Here is an 18,411-nt window from a genome sequence, read left to right on the forward strand (position 1 = left end):
CGATGGCGGAGAGAGCGCGCCCGGGGGATGTGCCCGTGGTCACGGCGGGAAATGGAGGCAGTTGGCGGCAGCAACTCTGGCTGCAGCCGCCGTTTGCCGGGCTGTGGGCTGGCCAGGATGCCTTTGCCGCAGTCGATGCGCTTGACGGTGAGGTGTTCCGCCAGCGCGACGGGCGGCGCACGTTTCGCTGCGAGATTGGGGGGCGCGGCTATTTCGTGAAGATCCACCACGGCATCGGCTGGGGCGAGATCGTGAAGAATCTGCTCGTCGGACGCGCGCCCATTCTCGGCGCCGGTAATGAATGGCAGGCCATTCACCGGCTGACGGCGATCGGCATCGATACCATGCGGGCGGTGGCGTTTGGTCAGCGCGGCTGGAATCCGGCGCGGCGGCATTCTTTCCTGATTACGGAGGAACTGGCGCCGACGATCAGTCTGGAGGATTTCTGCCGCGAGTGGGGGCACCAGCCCCCCCCCGCGGCGCTGAAACATGCCCTGATCCGCCGGGTGGCGGACATGGCCGGGCGCATGCACCGGGCCGGGGTGAATCATCGCGATTTCTATCTCTGCCATTTCCTGCTGCATCTGGAGCCGCAACCGACGGCGCAAAATCTGAAACTGTCGCTGATCGATCTGCATCGGGCGCAGAGCCGCACGCAGGTGCCGCGTCGCTGGCGTGACAAGGATCTGGCCGGATTGTATTTTTCGGCGCTGGGCATCGGCTTGACGCAGCGTGATTTCCTGCGCTTCCTGCGGGTGTATTTTGCCCGGCCGCTGCGCGCCATCCTGCGCGAAGAGGCGCCGCTGCTGCGGCATCTGGCGCAGGAAGGTCGGCGCCTGCAGGCAAAATATGCGCGCAAGAACAGGGAATTTGGAGAAGATTGGTGATTGAGTGGCAGATTCACCCTGATTACCGGGATGGTCCGGTGGGGCGGGCGTTTGCCAGCCCGGAGGCGGTGTTCGCGCTGGCTGGCGAGAAGGTGACCGGTGATCCGGAGTCGGAGGTGTATCGGGTGACGGTGGCGGACAGGCGCTACTACGTCAAACGTTATTTCATCGGTCGCCGTGCGCTGACGCGCCGCTGGTTCGGTCTGCGCGACTGGTTGGGGCCACGGCGGGCGGTGCAGGAGTGGACCAATCTGCAGCGTTTTGCCGCCTGGGGGATCGCGACTGCGCCGCTGGTGGCGTACGGGCAGGAACGGCGTTATGGCCGCTTCGTGCGGGCGGCGGTGATTACCGAGGAATTGCGTAATACGACGGATCTGGCGCAACTGGCGCGCAAGCACGATCCCCGTCTGCAGGATGCGGGCTGGTTGCGGCAGGTGCTGCCGCAGATCGCGCAGGCGACGCAGCGCATGCATGCCCGGCGTTTCTGTCACAACGACCTGAAGTGGCGCAACATTCTGGTTGATGAAGTTGATGCGCCGACGGCGTATTTCATCGACTGCCCGACCGGCATGTTCTGGTGGCCGCCGTTTCTCGAATATCGCATCGTCAAGGACCTTGCCTGCCTCGACAAGGTGGCGAAATACACCTTGCGCCGCAGCTGGCGGCTGCGTTTCTACCTGGATTACGTGGGGCGCGCGCGTCTGAATGCGGCCGACAAGGTCCGTCTGCGCAAGGTGCTGGCGTTCTTCGACGGGCGTGAGTGAGGTGTTGCTGTGAACGCTGCGCAAGTAATCGCTGATCTGCGTGCCGCCGGGCGGGCGCCGCAGTTGCCGGTGCGGCTGGAAATGCAGGCCGGCGACGTGCTGGTGCTGGAGCGTCAGTTGCGCCTGGTGCCGGGCAAGCGCCTGGTGGCGGCGGGGTGCTGGAATGGCCGGCCGGCGCTGGTGAAGCTGTTTCTGGCCGAGGCGCATCAGCGGCACGGCGAGCGCGAACGCGCCGGCTTGGTGGCCCTGCATGCGGCCGGGGTGCGTACGCCGGCGCTACGGGCGGCCGGGCCGGTACGCGGCGGCGCCTATGCGGTGGTGTGCGAGTGGCTCGCGGCAGCGGAAGACCTCGGCAGTCTTTGGGATGCGGCCGCGCACAGCGGGGCAACGGCAGACATCGCCCGGGCGACATCCTTGCTGACAGCGGCCTTGCCCTTGTTGGCGGGCATGCATGCGGCGGGCTTGGCGCAGGCGGATCTGCATCTGGGGAATTTCCTGCTGGCCGGAGGGATGTTGTACGCGATCGACGGTGACGCGGTGCAAGTGAAGGACGCCGCCGGGCCTTTGAGCGATGCGGCGGTGATTGCCAACCTGGCCATCCTGTTCGCCGGCCTGACCCCGGCCTGGGATGCCCGGATCGGCGAGTTTCTCGCGGCTTACCAGGCGGCGCCGGGCGGGCGGCCGCTGGATGTGGCCCGTGTGCAGGCGGCGGTGCTGACGACCCGGGCGCGGCGCTTGCACAAATTCCTGGAGAAAACCGGCCGCGACTGTACGCAATTTGCCGTTGCGCGCAGCTGGCAGCGGGTGTGGGCGGTGGAGCGGACGCAGCTGGCGCGGCTGAGGACTTTTCTGGCGGCACCGGACCGTTTCGTCGAGGGCGGCCATTGTTTCAAGACCGGCGGCACGTGCACCGTGGTGGCAGCGGAGATTGACGCAACGCCGTTGCTCATCAAACGCTACAACATCAAGCACTGGCGGCATGCCCTGTCGCGTGCCTGGCGCCCCAGCCGCGCCTGGCACTCCTGGCGGGCAGCGCATCTGCTCACCTTTTATGGCATTGCCACGCCGTCGCCGCTGGCGGTGCTGGAAGAGCGGTGCGGCCCCCTGCGTGGCCGTGCTTTCCTGGTGACCGAGCTGTGTCCGGGGAAAAATCTGCTGGATACACTGCAGCCGGAGCAGATTCCGGAGTTGCCGCTGGCAACGGCACTGCTGACGCTGTTCGAGCAGTTGCACGCGCTACGCATCACCCATGGCGACTGCAAAGGAACCAACCTGTTCTGGCACGCCGGGAAAGTCTTCCTGATCGATCTCGATGCCCTGCAACAACACCGCAGCGACTGGCGTTTTCAGCGTTTGTGGCAGCGTGACCGTGCCCGTTTCCTGCGCAACTGGCCGGCTGATTCGGTGCTGGTGCGCTGGCTGGATGCGCATTTGCCGGGAAAGACCGCGGGCGGCTAGTCAGGCGCGCTCCGCCTCGGCGTTTTCCCGGGGCGAGACCAGGCGGGAGGCGAGCAGGCCCAGTTCATACAGCAGGCACATCGGAATGGCCAGGGCGAGCTGAGAGATGACATCGGGCGGCGTGACGATGGCTGCCACGACAAAGGCGCCGACGATGAAATACGAGCGCCATTCCTTCATTTTTTCGACGCTGATCACGCCCAGCTTGGCCAGCACGACTTGCGCCACCGGCACTTCGAAGGAGAGGCCGAAAGCGAGAAACATGGTCATGACGAAAGAGAGATAGGCTTCGATATCCGGCGCCGGGGTGATGCTCTTCGGGGCGAAGCTGGCGATGAAGGTGAATACCTGGCCGAAGACGAAGAAGTAGCAGAAGCTCATGCCCAGCAGGAAGAGCAGGGTGCTGGAGATGATCAGCGGAATGCCCAGGCGGCGTTCGTGCGCGTACAGGCCGGGGGCGACGAAGGCCCAGGCCTGGTACAGCACGTAGGGCAGCGCCAGGACGAAAGCGACCATGGCCATGACCTTGAGCGGCACCATGAAGGGCGTGATGACGCCGATGGCGACCATCTTGGTGCCTTCCGGCAGCGCTGCCGTGAGCGGCGCGGCGAGAAAATCGTAAATCGCCGCCGGGCCGGGGTAGAGGGCGAGCACGCCGAAGGCCACGGCAACGGCGATCAGGCTGCGCAGCAGACGGTCGCGCAATTCAACCAGGTGCGAGACGAAGCTCTCGCCGACGGGTTCTTCGTTCAGGCCGTTCATGCGCGCGGGGTTTCCTTGCTGGCGGTGGCGTCGGTGGGGCGGGGGCTGTGGGTTTCTTCGCCCACGCTGCGCAGGCTGGCGGCTGCGTCCTGGAGCGGTGTTTCGACCTGTGCCTGCAGGCTGCTCATTTCCTGCCGCATGGAGTTTTCCAGCGAGCGTGCTGATTCATTGACCTGAGCTTGCAGCTTGCGCAGTTCGTCGAGCTGCATTTCGCGGTTGATATCCGCCTTGACGTCGCTGACGTAGCGCTGCGCCCGCCCGAGCAGATGCCCGACGGTGCGCGCCACCTTGGGCAGGCGTTCGGGGCCGATGACAAGCAGGGCCACGATGCCGATCACCACCAATTCGGAAAAGCCGATATCAAACATGTTCTGGTCTGGAAAACGCCCCTATGGCTGTCGCTCCGGGACGGAATGCACGGGGGAGCCGGGGCGGGAGTGTCAGGCTGCTGGTGGCAGGGGTGTTGCGTGCGTGAGCACGCAGGCCCGCCTGGCTTCACTTCGAGGTGGTCTTGTCCTTGACCTCGACATCAATGGTTTCGCCGGAAACCTGTTGCGGATTCTGCGTTGTGGAGGTCGGCGTGTCGGCGCCGGCTTCTTTCATGCCTTCCTTGAAACCCTTGACGGCGCCTCCCAGATCCTGGCCGATGTTGCGCAGCTTCTTGGTGCCGAAAACGAGCATGACGATGATCAGGACGATCACCCAGTGCCAGATGGAAAAAGAACCCATGTGTGACTCCTAGTGTTTTTGAACCATGGGGCCGACCGGTTGCGGTCCGCCGAGGATGTGCATATGCAGGTGCTGGACTTCCTGCTGACCGATTTCGCCGGTATTGATGATGACGCGAAAGCCTGCCGGACTCCCCTGTGCCAGCGCGATTTCATGGGCTTTGGCGAGCATCTGCCCAAGGAGGGGCGCATCGTCGGCGCTGACGGTGGCCAGCGAAGTGATGTGTTTTTTCGGAATGACCAGAATATGCACCGGGCGCTGCGGGGCGATGTCCTTGAAGGCGATCAGTTGCTCATCTTCGTACACCCTGGCGGCGGGAATTGTTCCGGCAGCGATCTTGCAGAAAATGCAGTCGCTCACTTTCGGGCGCTCCGGGCGGCTTTTTCGTCGATGCCGGAAATGCCTTCCCGGCGGCGCATTTCCTGCGACACGTCTTCGATGCTCATGTCGAAGAAAACCAGCAGCACTAGGATGTGGTAGATCACATCGGTCGACTCGCGCACGATGTTGAGGCGCTTGCCGTCTTTGGCGGCCATGATCAGTTCGGCACATTCCTCGCCGATCTTTTTCAGGATGGAATCCGGGCCTTCGGCAAACAGGCTGGCGGTATAGGATTTCTCCGGATCAGCATGGCGGCGGGTGGCCAGGGTTTCGGACAGGCGGTGCAGGATGTCGTGTGTGCTCATGCGTAAATTCCCTTCAGGTCGAGCAAGCATGTTGTCCGCTTGCGGCAGATTCTTGATCCAGTCTGCCGGCGATTTTACATCAGAGGGGGGCAGATTGCCCGCCGGCAGCACAAACTGCTGCCGTGCGGGCAGCCGGGCGGTCAGAGTTTTTCCGCTGCGATGGCGGGTGGTTCCAGCCATTTGAGCAGGACGCTGTAGAGCACTTCCGGCGAGACGGGTTTGCTGATGAAATCGTCCATGCCGGCATCGAGGCAACGCAGGCGGTCTTCGTGGAAGGCATTGGCGGTCATGGCGATGATCGGCAGGGTGGCGGCCTGCGGCAGTTTGCGGATCTGCCGGGTGGCCTCCAGGCCGTCCATATTCGGCATCTGCATGTCCATCAGCACCAGCCGGTAGGTGTTGCGCTCCACCAGCGCCACGGCTTCGGCGCCATCAGCGGCGGTGTCGACCTCCAGGTCTACATCCTGCAGGATGGCGACGGCGACTTCGCGGTTGATGGCGTTGTCTTCGGCCAGCAGGACCCGGCTGCCGGCGTGCCGCCCCTTGATGCTTGCGCCGGCATTGTCCAGCGGTAGCAGCGGGGGTGAATCTTCCACTACCGCTGCGCGCATCAGGCGGACGGTAAACCAGAAGGTGCTGCCCAGGCCGGGCTGGCTGCTGGCCCCCACTTCCCCACCCATGAGCTCGGCCAGCTTGCGGGTAATGGCGAGCCCCAGACCGGTGCCACCGTATTTACGGGTGGTTGTATTGTCGGCTTGCTCGAAGGCGGAAAACAGGCGGGGGATGCTTTCCGCCGCGATGCCGATGCCGCTGTCTGCGACTTCAAAGCGCAGCAAGGCGCTGCTGTCATCTTCTTCGATCGGCTGGACACGAATCGTGACCTGGCCGGTATCGGTGAATTTGATTGCGTTGACCACGTAATTGAGCAGGGCCTGCTGGATGCGGGTGGCGTCGCCGAGCAGGCCGGTGGGCAGGGGCGACAGTTCGCTGGTGAGGCACAGCTGTTTCTGGTGGGCCTGTTCGGAGAGCATGGTCAGGATGTTGTCGACGATGCCTGCTACGTGTAGTGGTCGTTGTTCCAGATGGAATTTTCCAGACTCGATCTTCGACAGGTCGAGGATGGCGTTGAGGATGCCCAGCAGGTGTTGGCCGGCGCCGATGATCTTGTTCAGCCGGCCCTGTTGTTGCCGGTCATGGGTCTGGTGCTGCATGAGGCTGGACAGACCGATGATGGCGTTCATCGGGGTGCGTATTTCGTGGCTCATGTTGGCCAGGAAGGCGCTCTTGGCGATGGCGGCCGATTCGGCTGCTTCCTTCGCCTGGCGCCACTCGATTTCGAGCGCTTTGCGGGCGCTGAGGTCGATATGCGTGCCGACCGCCCGCACCGGCTGACCGCTGGCGTCACGTTCGACCACCTTGCCGCGGCTGAGGATCCATTTGTAGCTGCCATCCTTGCAGCGCAGGCGGAATTCGATTTCGTAGCTGCCCTCTTGTGCCAGTTTGTCACGGACCAGAGTAACGGTTTGCTGGCGCTCTTCGCTGGGGAGTTGTGCCACAAAGATGTCATGCACATCGTTGCCGAGTTCGCCCGGAGCATAGCCCAGCATGGTGCTGTAGGCGGGGTTTACGTAGGTCTGGCCGTTCAGGAGGTTCCAGTCCCAGATGCCATCGCGGGTGGCTTCCAGCGCGAATTTGTAGCGTTCTTCACTGGCGCTGATCTGCGCCATCATGTCCGACAGCGCGGCAGTGCGTTCGGCCACCATGGTTTCCAGCTGGGCCTGGCGGTTGCTCTGTTCGGCTTCTGTCCGCTTGCGTTCGGTGATGTCGTGGGAGATGCCGAGGACGCCGATGATCCTGCCCTGAGCGTCGTACACCGGTGTCTTGGTTGTTTCGAATACCCCCTGGTAGCCATCCGCAGCGAAGGTGAGTACTTCTTCATTGCGCGTCGGGCCGCCTCGGGCGATGGCGGTCTGATCGTTGTGGCGGAAGAACTCGGCCTGCTCGCGGGGCACGAAATCGAAATCAGTTTTGCCGATGACGGCTGTCGCCGGGATACCGACACAACGCTCAAAACTCTTGTTGCAGGAGAGGTAGATGCCGTTGCTGTTTTTCAGCCAGACCAGGTCGGGAATGGTCTCCAGCAGGGTTTGCAGGTAGGTCCGCTCACGCGCCAGTTCGTGGTAGGGCCGGCGGACGCCGGCAACGAACAGCGCCCGGTAGATCATCATGTAGGCGATCGCCTTGTAAATGTGGCCAAGCAGGTTGAAGACGTCGGTGACGTCGGCATAGAGCGTGAAGAACAGTTCGGCCAATCCAAGTACCCAGGCGGCAGCGGCCAGCCACAATCCGTCAGGCTGGCGTTGCTGCAACGCCGTGCGGTAGAGCAGCAGTGCCGCCAGTCCATAGAGCAGCGCCAGTACGTACTCGCTACCGATCTTGAGATCGGTCAGGCCGCTGCCGGGAATGAAGGTGCGCGGCAACCAGGCGCTGTGGACGAGGACCAGCCACCAGACGGCAGCGCTGACGGCAAGGGCGGCGAGCAGCGCACCCAGGCAGCGCCGGGGTGACCAGTGCGCGGGCCGGCGCAGGGCGACGGCAAGGAGTATCGCGGCGGCAATGAAACGTGCGGCCAGCCAGAAGTTGATGGCCTTTTCCGGACTGCTGGGGGTGACCAGATCCGGCATGCCGGCAAAGGACAGGGTGTGCGCCAGGTCGATCAGGGTGACGGCGAGAAATCCGGTGCCGAGAATGACGGCGTGACTGTTGTCCTCGATCCGGCGCAGGTTCCAGGAGAGGGCAAAGACCATGGCTGAAACTGCCATGACAACGAATTCGAGCGCGATATGAAAGGGCAGGTAATGCGCCGGGTTGGCAAAAAACTGGAATGCCGGCAGCCAGCCGCCGAGCAGGAGCAGGCCACTCAGCGCCGTTACCCAGACCAGGGGGGCGGTAAATTTTTTGTCTGTGCGCTGCGGGGTGCTGGGCAGTGTGGTGCCGTTCATGGCGTTTTCAGGACGAGTCGTCCGGTAGGCCCGGCAGCCTGGCTGAGCCCAAGCTTACGGGGTGGCAGTGTAAATTTTCTGCGGATCCTTGATGACCGGATCGGCAGCGACCCAGCGTTGTCCCTGCAGTTCGTTGAAAAAGCAACTGGCGCGGCCGGTATGGCAGGCGATGCCACCGATCTGTTCGATCTGCAGCAGCAGTACATCACCGTCGCAGTCGGTGCGGATCGAGCGGATTTTCTGCAGGTGTCCCGATTCTTCACCCTTGCGCCACAGGCGCTGGCGCGAGCGCGACCAGTACACGGCGTAGCCGCAGGCCAGTGTTTCCTGCAGGGACTGACGGTTCATCCAGGCAAACATCACCACGCGACCGCTTTCGTCTTGGGCAATGGCGGGAATCATGCCGTCGGCGTCCCATTTGAGCGCCGTCAGCCAGTCCAGATCGTGTTGCAGATCAGCCATTACAGTCGCACTTCGATGCCGCGTGCGGCCATGTATTCCTTGGCCTGGCGCACGGTGTATTCGCCGAAATGGAAGATGGAGGCGGCCAGGACCGCATCCGCCCGGCCTTCGCTTACGCCATCGGCAAGGTGCTGCAGGTTGCCGACGCCGCCGGAAGCGATCACCGGAATATCGACAGCATCGGCGACGGCGCGGGTCAACGGCAGATCGAAGCCGTTCTTGGTGCCGTCACGATCCATGCTGGTCAGGAGGATTTCGCCGGCGCCGAGCGCCTGCACCTGTTTGGCCCAGCTGACCACGTCCATGCCGGTATCGTTGCGGCCGCCGTGGGTATAGACGTGCCAGCTGCCGGGGGCGACCTGTTTGGCATCAATGGCGACGACGATGCACTGGCTGCCGACCTTGCTCGAAGCGTCGTGAATCAGATCGGGGTTGAGCACGGCGGCGGTATTCATCGATACCTTGTCGGCGCCGGCATTGAGAAGCCGTCGCACGTCTTCCACCTTGCGCACGCCGCCACCGACGGTGAGCGGGATGAAGACCTGCTCGGCGCAGGCTTCGACGATGTGCAGGATGATGTCGCGCTGGTCGGAGGAGGCGGTGATATCGAGGAAGGTCAGTTCGTCGGCGCCTTGTTCGTTGTAGCGGCGGGCAATTTCCACCGGGTCGCCTGCGTCGCGCAGACCTACGAAATTGGTGCCCTTGACGACCCGGCCGGCGGTGACGTCAAGGCAGGGGATGATGCGCTTGGCGAGCATGGTCAGCGGCCCGTTTGGGGGGACAGTTCGTCGGCCAGCGCCTGTGCGGCCTGGAAGTCGAGCGAGCCGTCGTAGATGGCACGACCGGCGATACTGCCGACCACCCCTTCGCTCTCGACGGCGCAGAGGGCGCGGATGTCGTCGAGGTTGGACAGGCCGCCGGAGGCAATGACCGGAATGTTCAGGGCTTGCGCCAGGCGTACGGTGGCGTCGATGTTGATGCCGGAGAGCATGCCGTCGCGGCCGATGTCGGTGTAGATGATGGATTCGACGCCGTAATCTTCGTATTTCTTGCCCAGATCGACCACATCGTGGCCGGTCAGCTTCGACCAGCCATCGGTCGCCACCTTGCCGTCCTTGGCATCCAGACCAACGATGATGTGGCCGGGGAAGGCGGCGCAGGCATCGGCCACAAAGCCGGGATTCTTGACCGCGGCGGTGCCGATGATGACGTAGGTGAGGCCACCGTCAAGGCAGGCTGCGATGGTGTCCAGATCGCGGATGCCGCCGCCCAGTTGCACCGGGATTTCGCTGCCGACTTCGGCCAGAATAGCCTTGATCGCCGCGGCATTTTTGGGTTTGCCGGCAAAGGCGCCGTTCAGATCGACCAGATGCAGCCGCCGGGCGCCTTGGTCAAGCCAGTGGCGGGCTTGTTCGGCCGGGCTTTCGGAAAATACGGTGACCTGTTCCATCAGGCCTTGTTTGAGGCGGACGCACTGTCCGTCTTTCAGGTCGATCGCGGGAATAAGCAGCATGGCAGTAAGGGAGGGATTGTCAGGGAATGGGATTCAGGCGCGGGTTCAGGGGTGCCTCAGGGGTGCCACTCGACGAAGTTTTTCAGGAGTTGCAGGCCGTCACGGGCGCTTTTTTCGGGGTGGAATTGCACTGCAAAAATATTATCTTGCGCGACTGCCGAGGTAAAGCTGAGGCCGTAGTCGGTGGTACCGGCGCACAGGGCGCTGTCCGGTGCCTGCACGCAGTAGCTGTGTACGAAGTAAAAACGGCTGTGGTCGGCAATCCCGGCCCACAGGGGATGGGGCTTTTTCTGGGCGACGGTATTCCAGCCCATGTGCGGTACTTTCAGGCGCGAACCGTCCGCGCCGTGCATGCGTGCTGCCGGAAAGCGCTGCACGCTGCCGGGAAAGATGCCGAGGCCGGCGGCGTCACCTTCTTCGCTGTGGGCGAACAGCATCTGTTCACCGATGCAGATGCCGAGAAAGGGCTTGCTGCGCGCTGCGGCAATGACCGCCGGGCGCAGGCCGCGCTGCTCGAGTTCGCGCATGCAGTCGGGCATGGCGCCCTGGCCGGGGAAAACGACGCGCGCCGCCGCCGCGACCTGGGCCGGGTCAGCGGTGACCACTACCGGGGCGCCAGCGGCGACATGCTCGATGGCTTTGGCCACCGAGCGCAGATTGCCCATGCCGTAGTCAATGACGGCAATCGTCTGGCCTGCACGCATTACAGCGCTCCCTTGGTGGAGGGCAGGGCGCCGGCCATGCGTGGGTCTGGCGTGACGGCCATGCGCAGCGCCCGGCCAAAGGCCTTGAAAATGGTTTCAGCCTGGTGGTGTGCATTCTTGCCACGCAGATTGTCGATGTGCAGGGTCATGCCGGCATGGTTGACCAGGCCCTGGAAAAATTCAGCGATCAGGTCGACATCGAAGCCACCGATGGTGGCCCGGGTGAATTCAACGTTGAAACTGAGGCCGGGGCGGCCGGACAGATCGATCACCACCCGCGTCAGCGCTTCATCCAGTGGCACATAGCTGTGACCGTAGCGGGTCAGCCCCTTCTTGTCGCCCCAGGCGCGGGCCAGCGCCTGGCCCAGGGTGATGCCGGCATCTTCCACCGTATGGTGGGCGTCGATGTGCAGGTCGCCCTGTGCTTCGATGTCAATGTCGATCAGCCCGTGGCGCACGATCTGGTCGAGCATGTGGTCAAGAAAGGGCACGCCGGTGGCAAGTTTTCCCTGGCCGCTGCCATCCAGGTTCACCTTGGCGGTGATCTGAGTTTCCAGGGTGTTGCGGGCAATTTCGGCTTGGCGCATGGCGACGGCTCTCGGGGAGGTTGAAACAGTCCGGCATGATACCATTCAGCCCTGTTTTTACGCCTTTCCGAGAGCCCAATGAGCCGTTTCTGGAGCCCGGTCGTTCACGACCTTACCCCCTATGTTCCGGGCGAGCAGCCCAAGCTTGCCAACCTCATCAAGCTCAATACCAACGAAAACCCCTTTCCGCCTTCGCCGCGCGTCCATGCCGCGATCCTCGCCGAGCTGGGGCAGGATGCAGCCAGTCTGCGTCTGTACCCGGACCCCAATGCCGACCTGCTCAAGCAGGCCATTGCCCGCCGCTATGCCGTGACGGCGCAGGAAGTGTTCGTTGGCAATAGCTCCGACGAGGTGCTGGCGCACACTTTTCAGGCGCTGCTGCAGCACTCGGCGCCGATCCTTTTTCCCGACATTACCTACAGCTTTTACCCGGTGTATTGCGGTCTGTACGGGATTGCCAGCCGCAGGGTGCCGCTGGCCGACGATTTCAGCATCAATCCGGCGGACTATTGTGATCCGGCGGAGGCCGTGGGCGGCATCATTTTCCCCAACCCGAACGCGCCCACCGGACGCCTGCTGCCGTTGGCAGCGATCGAGCAGATGGCCAGGGCGCGGCCGGACTGCGTGATTGTGGTCGATGAGGCCTATATCGATTTTGGCGGCGACACGGCCGTTCCCCTGACGCAGCGTTACGACAACATTCTGGTTATCCATACCTTGTCCAAGTCGCGTGCTTTGGCTGGTTTGCGCGTAGGTTATGCGATCGGCCAGCCGGTGCTGATCGAAGCATTGGAGCGGGTGAAAAATAGCTTCAATTCCTACCCGCTCGACCGCCTGGCGCTGGTGGGCGCGGTGGCGGCGATCGAGGATGTGGCTTACTACCAGGCGTGCAACGCGCAGGTGATCGCCAGTCGGGAAAAACTGATTGCCGATCTGCAGCAACTCGGTTTCGAGGTGCTGCCGTCTGCGGCCAACTTCATCTTCGGCCGCCATCCGCGTCATGACGCCGCAGCACTGGCGCAGGCACTACGCGCCAGGAGCATCATCGTCCGCCATTTCCGCTCGTCCCGCATCGAACAGTTCCTGCGTATCAGCATAGGTACGCCGGCCGAGTGCCAGGCGCTGGTCGATGCCCTGCGCGAACTCGTGGCCTGAAACAAGCCGGATGAAAGCGGATCTGGCCCAACGCCTTGCCCAGGCGGCAGAAGCCTATCAGGCGGCGGTGGTGATTCCCCATTGCGCCCGCTGCAGCGCGCCCTGCTGCCGGCTGGACAAGCTGGTGCTCGATCTGGAATGGCGACAGGTACGGGTGTTGTGGCAGGTACAGGCGCCGCGTACCGAGTTTGACCGCAAGCTGGACGCCGGCCAGGGGCCGCAGGAAATCCGCCGCACCCATGGTCGCTACTACGTGCATCAGAAGCCCTGTCCGGCCTACGACGCGGCGCGGCCGGGCTGCCGGATTTACGACCAGCCCTTGAAGCCTGCCGGCTGCAGCGATTTTCCGGTGTATGAAGACGGCGGCGTGATCGTTGCCGACCTGCGCTGTGAAGCGGTGACGGTGGACTCCCTGCGGGCCCGTCTGAGTGAAGTCATCGGCCCGGGCAAGCAGTTGCGGCAGAGCGCTGATCGGGACTTTCCCTTCCTGCTCGAATTTTCAGTGCGTAGCTGAGTTATCGCCGGGCGGCGGGCTCAGAGCCAGCCAAGGCCGCCGGCCAGGGCGCCGAGGCCGATATACCAGAGCGGGTGCCGCGAGCTGCGCAGACTTGCCACGGCGACCAGGGCGAGCAGCAACCAGGCGCGCCAGCCGAATTGGGCCGCCTGTGCGATCAGGGTGGCGCCGGAGAAGATCAGACCCACTGCGAGCGGTGCGACGCCGATACTGATTGCCTGTTGCCAGCGGTGGCCGGCAAAGCTCTCCCAGCGGTCGATCAGCAGGTAGATGAGGACGCTCATCGGCAGGCACATTGCCAGTGTCGTTGCCAGCGCTCCGGCCAGCCCGGCAACCTTCCAGCCGATCAGCGTCACCACCAGCACGTTCGGGCCGGGCGCCGCCTGGGCGATGGCGTAGAGATGGGTGAAGGTGGTGTCGTCCAGCCAGCCGTGTTCGAGCACGACGACCCGGTGCATTTCCGGCAGCAGCGCGGTGGCGCCGCCGAAGGCCACGAACGACAGCACGACGAACTCGATGAACAGCGCCAGTACAATCATCGCTGCCGCCCCAGACGCCACCAGGCCAGCCCGCCGGAGAGGACGAGACCGCCGAGCATGATCCACAGCATTGGCCAGCGCAGGCCGGCGATGCCAATGACGACCAGTAGCGTAAATGGCAGGAACAGGGCTTTGTCACGCAGCGCTGCGCCCATTCGCCAGGCCATTGCGAAGAGCAGGCCGGCGCCGGCGGCGGCAACGCCACGCAGCATCGACTGGGCCAGCGGCAGTTCGCCGTAGCGGTCGTACAGCAGCGCCAGCAGCAGGACGACGACCAGCGGCCCGGCGAGCAGTCCGAGCGGTGCGACGATGGCTCCGGCCAGCCCGGCCTGGCGCTTGCCGACGACCACCGCCAGATTGACCACGTTCGGCCCGGGCAGGAACTGACAGAGGCCGAGCTGGGCGTTGAATTCCTCGGCGCTCAGCCAGTGCCGCTGCTCGACCAGCATGCGCCGGGCGAACGGCAGCACGCCGCCGAAGCCGGACAGGCCGACCGACGAAAAGGCGAAAAAAAGCGCCCGGAGATCCGGGCGCTCATTTTTTTGCGAGTGATCCACGGTCAACCGCAGAGTGTGGTGAAAATCAGTCGGCCAGCCGGAGTTCGGCTGACTTGGCATGCGCCGGCAGGCCCTCGCCGTGCGCCAGCGTGGACGCGATGCGGCCCAGCGTCTGCGCGCCGGCTTGCGATACCTTGATCAGGCTGGTCCGCTTCTGGAAGTCATAGACGCCGAGCGGCGACGAGAAGCGCGCCGAGCCGGAGGTCGGCAGCACGTGGTTCGGCCCGGCGCAGTAATCACCCAGCGATTCCGAAGTGTAGTGGCCGATGAAAATGGCGCCGGCGTGGTGGATCTTTTCCACCCACGGGTCCGGGTTGTCGAGCGCCAGTTCGAGGTGTTCCGGGGCGACGCGGTTGGCGATGGCAATCGCCTCGTCCATGTCACGCACCAGGATGAAAGCGCCACGGTTGCTCAGCGAGGTACGGATCACTTCCTGGCGCGGCATGGTCGGCAGCAGCTTGTCGATGCTCGCCTGGACGCGCTCGATGAAGGCGGCGTCGGTGCAGATCAGGATCGACTGCGCCAGTTCGTCGTGCTCGGCCTGCGAAAAGAGGTCCATCGCCACCCAGTCCGGATTGCCGGTACCGTCCGAGACGACCAGGATTTCCGACGGGCCGGCGACCATGTCGATGCCGACGATGCCGAACACCCGGCGCTTGGCCGTCGCCACGTAGGCATTGCCGGGGCCGACGATCTTGTCCACCTGCGGCACGCTCTCGGTGCCATAGGCGAGCGCACCCACCGCCTGCGCACCGCCGATGGTGAACACGCGGTCGACGCCGGCCAGGCAAGCCGCCGCCAGCACCAGCTGGTTGTGCTCGCCGCCCGGCGTCGGCACGACCATGATCAGTTCCTTGACACCGGCGACCTTGGCCGGAATCGCGTTCATCAGCACCGACGACGGATAGGCCGCCTTGCCGCCCGGCACGTAGAGGCCGACGCGGTCGAGCGGGGTGATCATCTGGCCGAGCAGGGTGCCATCGGCTTCGGTGTAGGACCAGCCGTCCAGTTTTTGCTTCTCGTGGTAGGCCCGCACGCGGCCGGCGGCCGCTTCGAGCGCGGCGCGGCGATCGGCGGGCAGGCCGGCGAGCGCTTTTTCCAGTTCGTCGCGCGACAGTTCGAGGTCGGCCATCGAGGCGGCGCTGAGGCGGTCGAAGCGGTTGCTGTAGTCGACCACGGCGGCATCGCCGCGCGTCTTGACGTCGGCCAGGATGGTGGCGACGGTGCGCTCGATGGTGTCGTCGGCGGCCGCCTCGAAGGCGAGCAGCGTTTTCAATTTCGCAGCAAAGTCGGCGTCTACCGTGGATAAATGCTGGATGGCTATCGTCATTTACTTCTCCACCGCCTGCGCGAAGGCGTCGATGATCGGTTGCAGGATTTCGCGCTTGACCTTGAGCGCCGCCTGGTTGACCACCAGGCGCGAGGAAATATCCAGAATGTGTTCGCAGGCCACCAGCTTGTTGGCCTTCAGCGTGCCGCCAGTGGATACTAGGTCGACGATGGCATCGGCCAGCCCGGCCAGCGGCGCCAGTTCCATCGAGCCGTAGAGTTTGATCAGGTCGACGTGCACGCCCTTGGCGGCAAAGTGCTCGCGCGCCGTCTTGATGTACTTCGAGGCCACCTTGAGCCGCGCCCCCTGGCGCACGGCGCTGGCGTAGTCGAAACCTTCCGGCACGGCCACCATCATGCGGCATTTGGCAATCTTGAGATCGAGCGGCGCATAGAGCCCGTCGCTGCCGTGTTCGATCAGCACATCACGGCCAGCGACGCCCATGTCGGCAGCGCCGTACTGGACATAGGTGGGCACGTCGGAGGCGCGCACGATGACCACCCGCACCTGCGGCTGGTTGGTTTCGATGATGAGTTTGCGCGAAGTTTCCGGATTTTCGACCGGGACGATGCCAGCGGCTGCCAAGAGCGGCAGGGTTTCGTCAAAAATGCGGCCCTTGGACAGGGCAATGGTGATGGTACTCACGGAAATGGCCTGAATGCAAAAACTGCATTCTACCGCGTTCGCCCGGGACATCCGCCGTGATTGGCGCGAAAAGGCGTCCGGCGGTGCCTTGCTGGTAGTGGAGTGCGCTCGATTTGGGGCAAACAAAAAGCCCGGCGAACCGGGCTTTTGTCAGAACAAGATGCTGTTAGATCTTGTTGATGTTTGCGGCTTGCTTGCCTTTGGGGCCGTCGACGATGTCGAAGGACACCTTCTGGTTTTCGGCCAGGCTCTTGAAGCCACCGCCTTGAATGGCGGAGAAGTGGGCGAAGAGGTCTTCACCACCGCCGTCCGGCGAAATGAAGCCAAAACCCTTGGAATCGTTGAACCATTTAACGGTACCGGTTGCCATTTGATACATCCTTGAAAAAAATTAATAAATCCGAGAATCAAGAGCGAGAAGCTGACAAACCGTAACCGGCGCAGGAACAACACACTGCCTGTAAATCCCGTGGGTCGCAGTATGGGCCAGAGTGTTGTCCTTGAAAAGTGCTTTTTTGCCCTTTTTTGCCAGGCGCAGGAAAAAATGTGGCATTTGTAATGAAAGGTGTCGATCAGCGTACGCGGCGTACCCGCGCGCCCAGCGCGTGCAGTTTGTCTTCGATCTTTTCGTAGCCGCGGTCCAGGTGGTAGATGCGGTCGATCAGTGTTTCTCCCTGAGCCACCAGGCCGGCGACGATCAGGGAGGCGGAGGCGCGCAGGTCGGTGGCCATGACGGTCGCGCCCTGCAGGCGCTCGACGCCACGCACGACGGCGTTGTTGCCTTCGATCTGGATGTTGGCGCCCAGGCGCAGCAGTTCATTGACGTGCATGAAACGGTTTTCAAAGATGGTTTCGCGGATGGTGGCAACGCCGTCGGCGACGCAATTCATGGCCATGAACTGTGCCTGCATGTCTGTCGGGAAGGCGGGATAGGGCGCGGTGCGCAGGCTGACTGCCTTCAGTCGTGCCGGGGCTTGCAGGCGGATGGCGTCGCGCTCCATGGTGATTTCGCAGCCGGCATCAAGCAGTTTGTCGACCACGGCGTCGAGATAGGCCACCGAGGTGTCGGTGAGGCGCACCGTGCCACCGGTAACGGCAGCAGCGCAGAGATAGGTGCCGGTTTCGATGCGGTCCGGCATGACGCGATGCTGGGCGCCGTGCAGGCGTTCGACGCCCTGAATGCGGATGGTGTCGGTGCCGGCGCCGGAAATGCGGGCGCCCATGGCGACCAGGCAGTTGGCCAGGTCGACGATTTCCGGTTCGCGGGCGGCGTTTTCAATGATGGTTTCGCCTGCGGCGAGGCAGGCGGCCAGCATCAGGTTTTCCGTGCCGGTGACAGTGACCATGTCGGTACAGATGCGGGCGCCCTTGAGGCGGTTTGCCTTGGCGTGTACATAACCCTGTTCGACGGTCACTTCGGCGCCCATGGCCTGCAGTCCCTTGATGTGCTGATCGACCGGACGAGCGCCGATGGCGCAGCCGCCGGGCAGTGAGACCCGTGCTTCGCCGCAGCGTGCGACCAGTGGGCCGAGCACGAGAATCGAGGCGCGCATGGTCTTGACCCGTTCATAGGAGGCCACCGGATTGCTGATCTGGCTGGCATCCAGGGTGACCCGGTGGCCGTCGCGCTGGATCTTGACGCCCATTTCTTCCAGCAGGCGCAGCATGGTGGCGATGTCGTTGAGTTCCGGCACGTTGCTCAGCTCCAGCGGTTCGGCACTGAGCAGAGCGGCACACAGGATCGGCAGGGCCGCATTCTTGGCGCCGGAAATGGCGACTTCGCCGCGCAGGACCGCGCCGCCTTCAATCAATAACTTATCCACGCTGCGTGCTCCATTCTTCCGGGGTCAGGGTTTTGAATGACAGGGCATGCAATTCGCCCGTTTCCAGTAATTCGCCGAGTGCGGCATGGACCCGTTGCTGGCGCTGCACGCGATTTTTGCCGGCAAATTCGGGGCTGACCACCAGGGCCTGAAAGTGGCGGCCATCGCCATCGATGTGCAGGTATTCGCAGGTCAGGTTGGCCAGCAGCCGTTCTTCGATACGTTCGGTATTCATGGGGATGTTTTCAGATATCCAGACTGCAGGCATGCGCCGGCGGGTCGTCTTGGTTATGT

At 63.6% G+C, this 18,411-nt stretch carries 23 protein-coding genes; 5 read left to right on the forward strand and 18 right to left on the reverse strand.

The features are described 5' to 3' along the window. Positions 1-2: 2 nt before the first annotated feature. Genes rfaP through JYJ39_RS02360 form a run of 3 tightly spaced genes read left to right on the forward strand, consistent with a single transcriptional unit; the run spans position 3 to position 3,109 of the window. Complete coding sequence (gene rfaP, locus JYJ39_RS02350) at positions 3-887, forward strand: lipopolysaccharide core heptose(I) kinase RfaP (RefSeq protein ID WP_205201761.1); 885 nt, start codon at positions 3-5, stop codon at positions 885-887. Beyond that, positions 884-1,651, forward strand: coding sequence for a lipopolysaccharide kinase InaA family protein (locus JYJ39_RS02355; protein ID WP_205201762.1), 768 nt, complete (start codon positions 884-886; stop codon positions 1,649-1,651). The genes rfaP and JYJ39_RS02355 overlap by 4 nt, the downstream gene beginning before the upstream one ends. A gap of 9 nt (positions 1,652-1,660) precedes the next feature. Further along, positions 1,661-3,109: a lipopolysaccharide kinase InaA family protein gene (locus JYJ39_RS02360; RefSeq protein WP_205201763.1), complete on the forward strand. Its 1,449-nt coding sequence runs from the start codon at positions 1,661-1,663 to the stop codon at positions 3,107-3,109. On the opposite strand, the gene tatC is transcribed toward JYJ39_RS02360, so the two are convergent. The 11 genes from tatC to hisB all read right to left on the reverse strand — a co-directional run bounded on the left by tatC (position 3,110) and on the right by hisB (position 11,554). After that, positions 3,110-3,871: a twin-arginine translocase subunit TatC gene (tatC, locus tag JYJ39_RS02365; protein ID WP_205201764.1), complete on the reverse strand. Its 762-nt coding sequence runs from the start codon at positions 3,869-3,871 to the stop codon at positions 3,110-3,112. After that, positions 3,868-4,239: a Sec-independent protein translocase protein TatB gene (tatB, locus tag JYJ39_RS02370; RefSeq protein ID WP_205201765.1), complete on the reverse strand. Its 372-nt coding sequence runs from the start codon at positions 4,237-4,239 to the stop codon at positions 3,868-3,870. Before tatB ends, tatC begins: the two co-directional genes overlap by 4 nt. A 127-nt stretch (positions 4,240-4,366) precedes the next feature. Continuing rightward, the gene (gene tatA / locus JYJ39_RS02375; RefSeq protein ID WP_205201766.1) at positions 4,367-4,600 is read right to left on the reverse strand and encodes a Sec-independent protein translocase subunit TatA; all 234 of its coding nucleotides are present in this window, start codon (positions 4,598-4,600) and stop codon (positions 4,367-4,369) included. Positions 4,601-4,609: 9 nt separating this feature from the next. Continuing rightward, on the reverse strand, positions 4,610-4,960 hold the full coding sequence (locus JYJ39_RS02380) for a histidine triad nucleotide-binding protein (protein WP_205201768.1): 351 nt from the start codon (positions 4,958-4,960) through the stop codon (positions 4,610-4,612). Beyond that, positions 4,957-5,286: a phosphoribosyl-ATP diphosphatase gene (locus tag JYJ39_RS02385; protein ID WP_205201770.1), complete on the reverse strand. Its 330-nt coding sequence runs from the start codon at positions 5,284-5,286 to the stop codon at positions 4,957-4,959. The genes JYJ39_RS02380 and JYJ39_RS02385 overlap by 4 nt, the downstream gene beginning before the upstream one ends. Before the next feature lie 140 nt (positions 5,287-5,426). Then, positions 5,427-8,288, reverse strand: coding sequence for an MASE3 domain-containing protein (locus tag JYJ39_RS02390; RefSeq protein ID WP_205201772.1), 2,862 nt, complete (start codon positions 8,286-8,288; stop codon positions 5,427-5,429). Between the two features lie 54 nt (positions 8,289-8,342). Further along, a complete protein-coding gene (gene hisI, locus JYJ39_RS02395) occupies positions 8,343-8,750 on the reverse strand; it encodes a phosphoribosyl-AMP cyclohydrolase (RefSeq protein ID WP_205201774.1) in 408 nt (135 codons plus the stop codon). Then, positions 8,750-9,508: an imidazole glycerol phosphate synthase subunit HisF gene (gene hisF, locus JYJ39_RS02400; RefSeq protein ID WP_205201776.1), complete on the reverse strand. Its 759-nt coding sequence runs from the start codon at positions 9,506-9,508 to the stop codon at positions 8,750-8,752. Before hisF ends, hisI begins: the two co-directional genes overlap by 1 nt. A gap of 2 nt (positions 9,509-9,510) precedes the next feature. Next, on the reverse strand, positions 9,511-10,263 hold the full coding sequence (gene hisA, locus JYJ39_RS02405) for a 1-(5-phosphoribosyl)-5-[(5-phosphoribosylamino)methylideneamino]imidazole-4-carboxamide isomerase (RefSeq protein ID WP_205201778.1): 753 nt from the start codon (positions 10,261-10,263) through the stop codon (positions 9,511-9,513). A 56-nt stretch (positions 10,264-10,319) separates the two neighbouring features. Further along, positions 10,320-10,967, reverse strand: a complete 648-nt coding sequence (hisH, locus tag JYJ39_RS02410) for an imidazole glycerol phosphate synthase subunit HisH (RefSeq protein ID WP_205201781.1) — start codon at positions 10,965-10,967, stop codon at positions 10,320-10,322. Then, positions 10,967-11,554 carry an imidazoleglycerol-phosphate dehydratase HisB gene (gene hisB, locus JYJ39_RS02415; RefSeq protein ID WP_205201783.1) on the reverse strand — a complete coding sequence of 196 codons (588 nt, stop codon included), beginning with the start codon at positions 11,552-11,554 and terminating at the stop codon, positions 10,967-10,969. Before hisB ends, hisH begins: the two co-directional genes overlap by 1 nt. Positions 11,555-11,632: 78 nt before the next feature. On the opposite strand from hisB, the gene hisC reads away from it, so the two are divergent. Both hisC and JYJ39_RS02425 read left to right on the forward strand, forming a co-directional pair. Further along, positions 11,633-12,709, forward strand: coding sequence for a histidinol-phosphate transaminase (gene hisC / locus JYJ39_RS02420; RefSeq protein ID WP_205201785.1), 1,077 nt, complete (start codon positions 11,633-11,635; stop codon positions 12,707-12,709). A 10-nt stretch (positions 12,710-12,719) separates the two neighbouring features. Next, a complete protein-coding gene (locus tag JYJ39_RS02425; RefSeq protein ID WP_205201787.1) occupies positions 12,720-13,223 on the forward strand; it encodes a YkgJ family cysteine cluster protein in 504 nt (167 codons plus the stop codon). 20 nt (positions 13,224-13,243) lie between these two features. Here the strand turns inward: JYJ39_RS02425 and JYJ39_RS02430 are convergent, their stop codons facing one another. From JYJ39_RS02430 to JYJ39_RS02460, 7 genes are all read right to left on the reverse strand, one after another. Then, entirely contained in the window at positions 13,244-13,762 is a 519-nt protein-coding gene (locus JYJ39_RS02430) for a chromate transporter (RefSeq protein WP_205201789.1), read from the reverse strand. Further along, positions 13,759-14,319, reverse strand: coding sequence for a chromate transporter (locus JYJ39_RS02435; RefSeq protein ID WP_240189509.1), 561 nt, complete (start codon positions 14,317-14,319; stop codon positions 13,759-13,761). Before JYJ39_RS02435 ends, JYJ39_RS02430 begins: the two co-directional genes overlap by 4 nt. A gap of 25 nt (positions 14,320-14,344) precedes the next feature. Beyond that, positions 14,345-15,649 carry a histidinol dehydrogenase gene (hisD, locus tag JYJ39_RS02440; protein WP_205201793.1) on the reverse strand — a complete coding sequence of 435 codons (1,305 nt, stop codon included), beginning with the start codon at positions 15,647-15,649 and terminating at the stop codon, positions 14,345-14,347. Continuing rightward, on the reverse strand, positions 15,650-16,294 hold the full coding sequence (gene hisG, locus JYJ39_RS02445; RefSeq protein ID WP_205201795.1) for an ATP phosphoribosyltransferase: 645 nt from the start codon (positions 16,292-16,294) through the stop codon (positions 15,650-15,652). A gap of 166 nt (positions 16,295-16,460) precedes the next feature. After that, a complete protein-coding gene (locus tag JYJ39_RS02450) occupies positions 16,461-16,664 on the reverse strand; it encodes a cold-shock protein (protein ID WP_205201796.1) in 204 nt (67 codons plus the stop codon). 202 nt (positions 16,665-16,866) lie between these two features. Beyond that, a complete protein-coding gene (gene murA / locus JYJ39_RS02455) occupies positions 16,867-18,117 on the reverse strand; it encodes a UDP-N-acetylglucosamine 1-carboxyvinyltransferase (RefSeq protein WP_205201797.1) in 1,251 nt (416 codons plus the stop codon). Further along, positions 18,110-18,352 carry a BolA family protein gene (locus JYJ39_RS02460; RefSeq protein ID WP_205201798.1) on the reverse strand — a complete coding sequence of 81 codons (243 nt, stop codon included), beginning with the start codon at positions 18,350-18,352 and terminating at the stop codon, positions 18,110-18,112. Before JYJ39_RS02460 ends, murA begins: the two co-directional genes overlap by 8 nt. Positions 18,353-18,411: the final 59 nt, after the last annotated feature.

The sequence above is a fragment of the Azonexus hydrophilus genome, assembly GCF_905120355.1.
GTDB lineage: Bacteria > Pseudomonadota > Gammaproteobacteria > Burkholderiales > Rhodocyclaceae > Azonexus.

Coding starts and splice junctions, on each gene's coding strand:
- tatB (WP_205201765.1), bottom strand. CDS start 4,239: ATGTTTGATATCGGCTTTTCCGAATTGGTGGTGATCGGCATCGTGGCC.
- JYJ39_RS02460 (WP_205201798.1), bottom strand. CDS start 18,352: ATGAATACCGAACGTATCGAAGAACGGCTGCTGGCCAACCTGACCTGC.
- tatC (WP_205201764.1), bottom strand. CDS start 3,871: ATGAACGGCCTGAACGAAGAACCCGTCGGCGAGAGCTTCGTCTCGCAC.
- JYJ39_RS02425 (WP_205201787.1), top strand. CDS start 12,720: ATGAAAGCGGATCTGGCCCAACGCCTTGCCCAGGCGGCAGAAGCCTAT.
- JYJ39_RS02450 (WP_205201796.1), bottom strand. CDS start 16,664: ATGGCAACCGGTACCGTTAAATGGTTCAACGATTCCAAGGGTTTTGGC.
- rfaP (WP_205201761.1), top strand. CDS start 3: ATGGCGGAGAGAGCGCGCCCGGGGGATGTGCCCGTGGTCACGGCGGGA.
- hisD (WP_205201793.1), bottom strand. CDS start 15,649: ATGACGATAGCCATCCAGCATTTATCCACGGTAGACGCCGACTTTGCT.
- JYJ39_RS02430 (WP_205201789.1), bottom strand. CDS start 13,762: ATGATTGTACTGGCGCTGTTCATCGAGTTCGTCGTGCTGTCGTTCGTG.
- JYJ39_RS02390 (WP_205201772.1), bottom strand. CDS start 8,288: ATGAACGGCACCACACTGCCCAGCACCCCGCAGCGCACAGACAAAAAA.
- hisB (WP_205201783.1), bottom strand. CDS start 11,554: ATGCGCCAAGCCGAAATTGCCCGCAACACCCTGGAAACTCAGATCACC.
- hisI (WP_205201774.1), bottom strand. CDS start 8,750: ATGGCTGATCTGCAACACGATCTGGACTGGCTGACGGCGCTCAAATGG.
- hisA (WP_205201778.1), bottom strand. CDS start 10,263: ATGCTGCTTATTCCCGCGATCGACCTGAAAGACGGACAGTGCGTCCGC.
- tatA (WP_205201766.1), bottom strand. CDS start 4,600: ATGGGTTCTTTTTCCATCTGGCACTGGGTGATCGTCCTGATCATCGTC.
- hisC (WP_205201785.1), top strand. CDS start 11,633: ATGAGCCGTTTCTGGAGCCCGGTCGTTCACGACCTTACCCCCTATGTT.
- hisH (WP_205201781.1), bottom strand. CDS start 10,967: ATGCGTGCAGGCCAGACGATTGCCGTCATTGACTACGGCATGGGCAAT.
- hisF (WP_205201776.1), bottom strand. CDS start 9,508: ATGCTCGCCAAGCGCATCATCCCCTGCCTTGACGTCACCGCCGGCCGG.
- JYJ39_RS02385 (WP_205201770.1), bottom strand. CDS start 5,286: ATGAGCACACACGACATCCTGCACCGCCTGTCCGAAACCCTGGCCACC.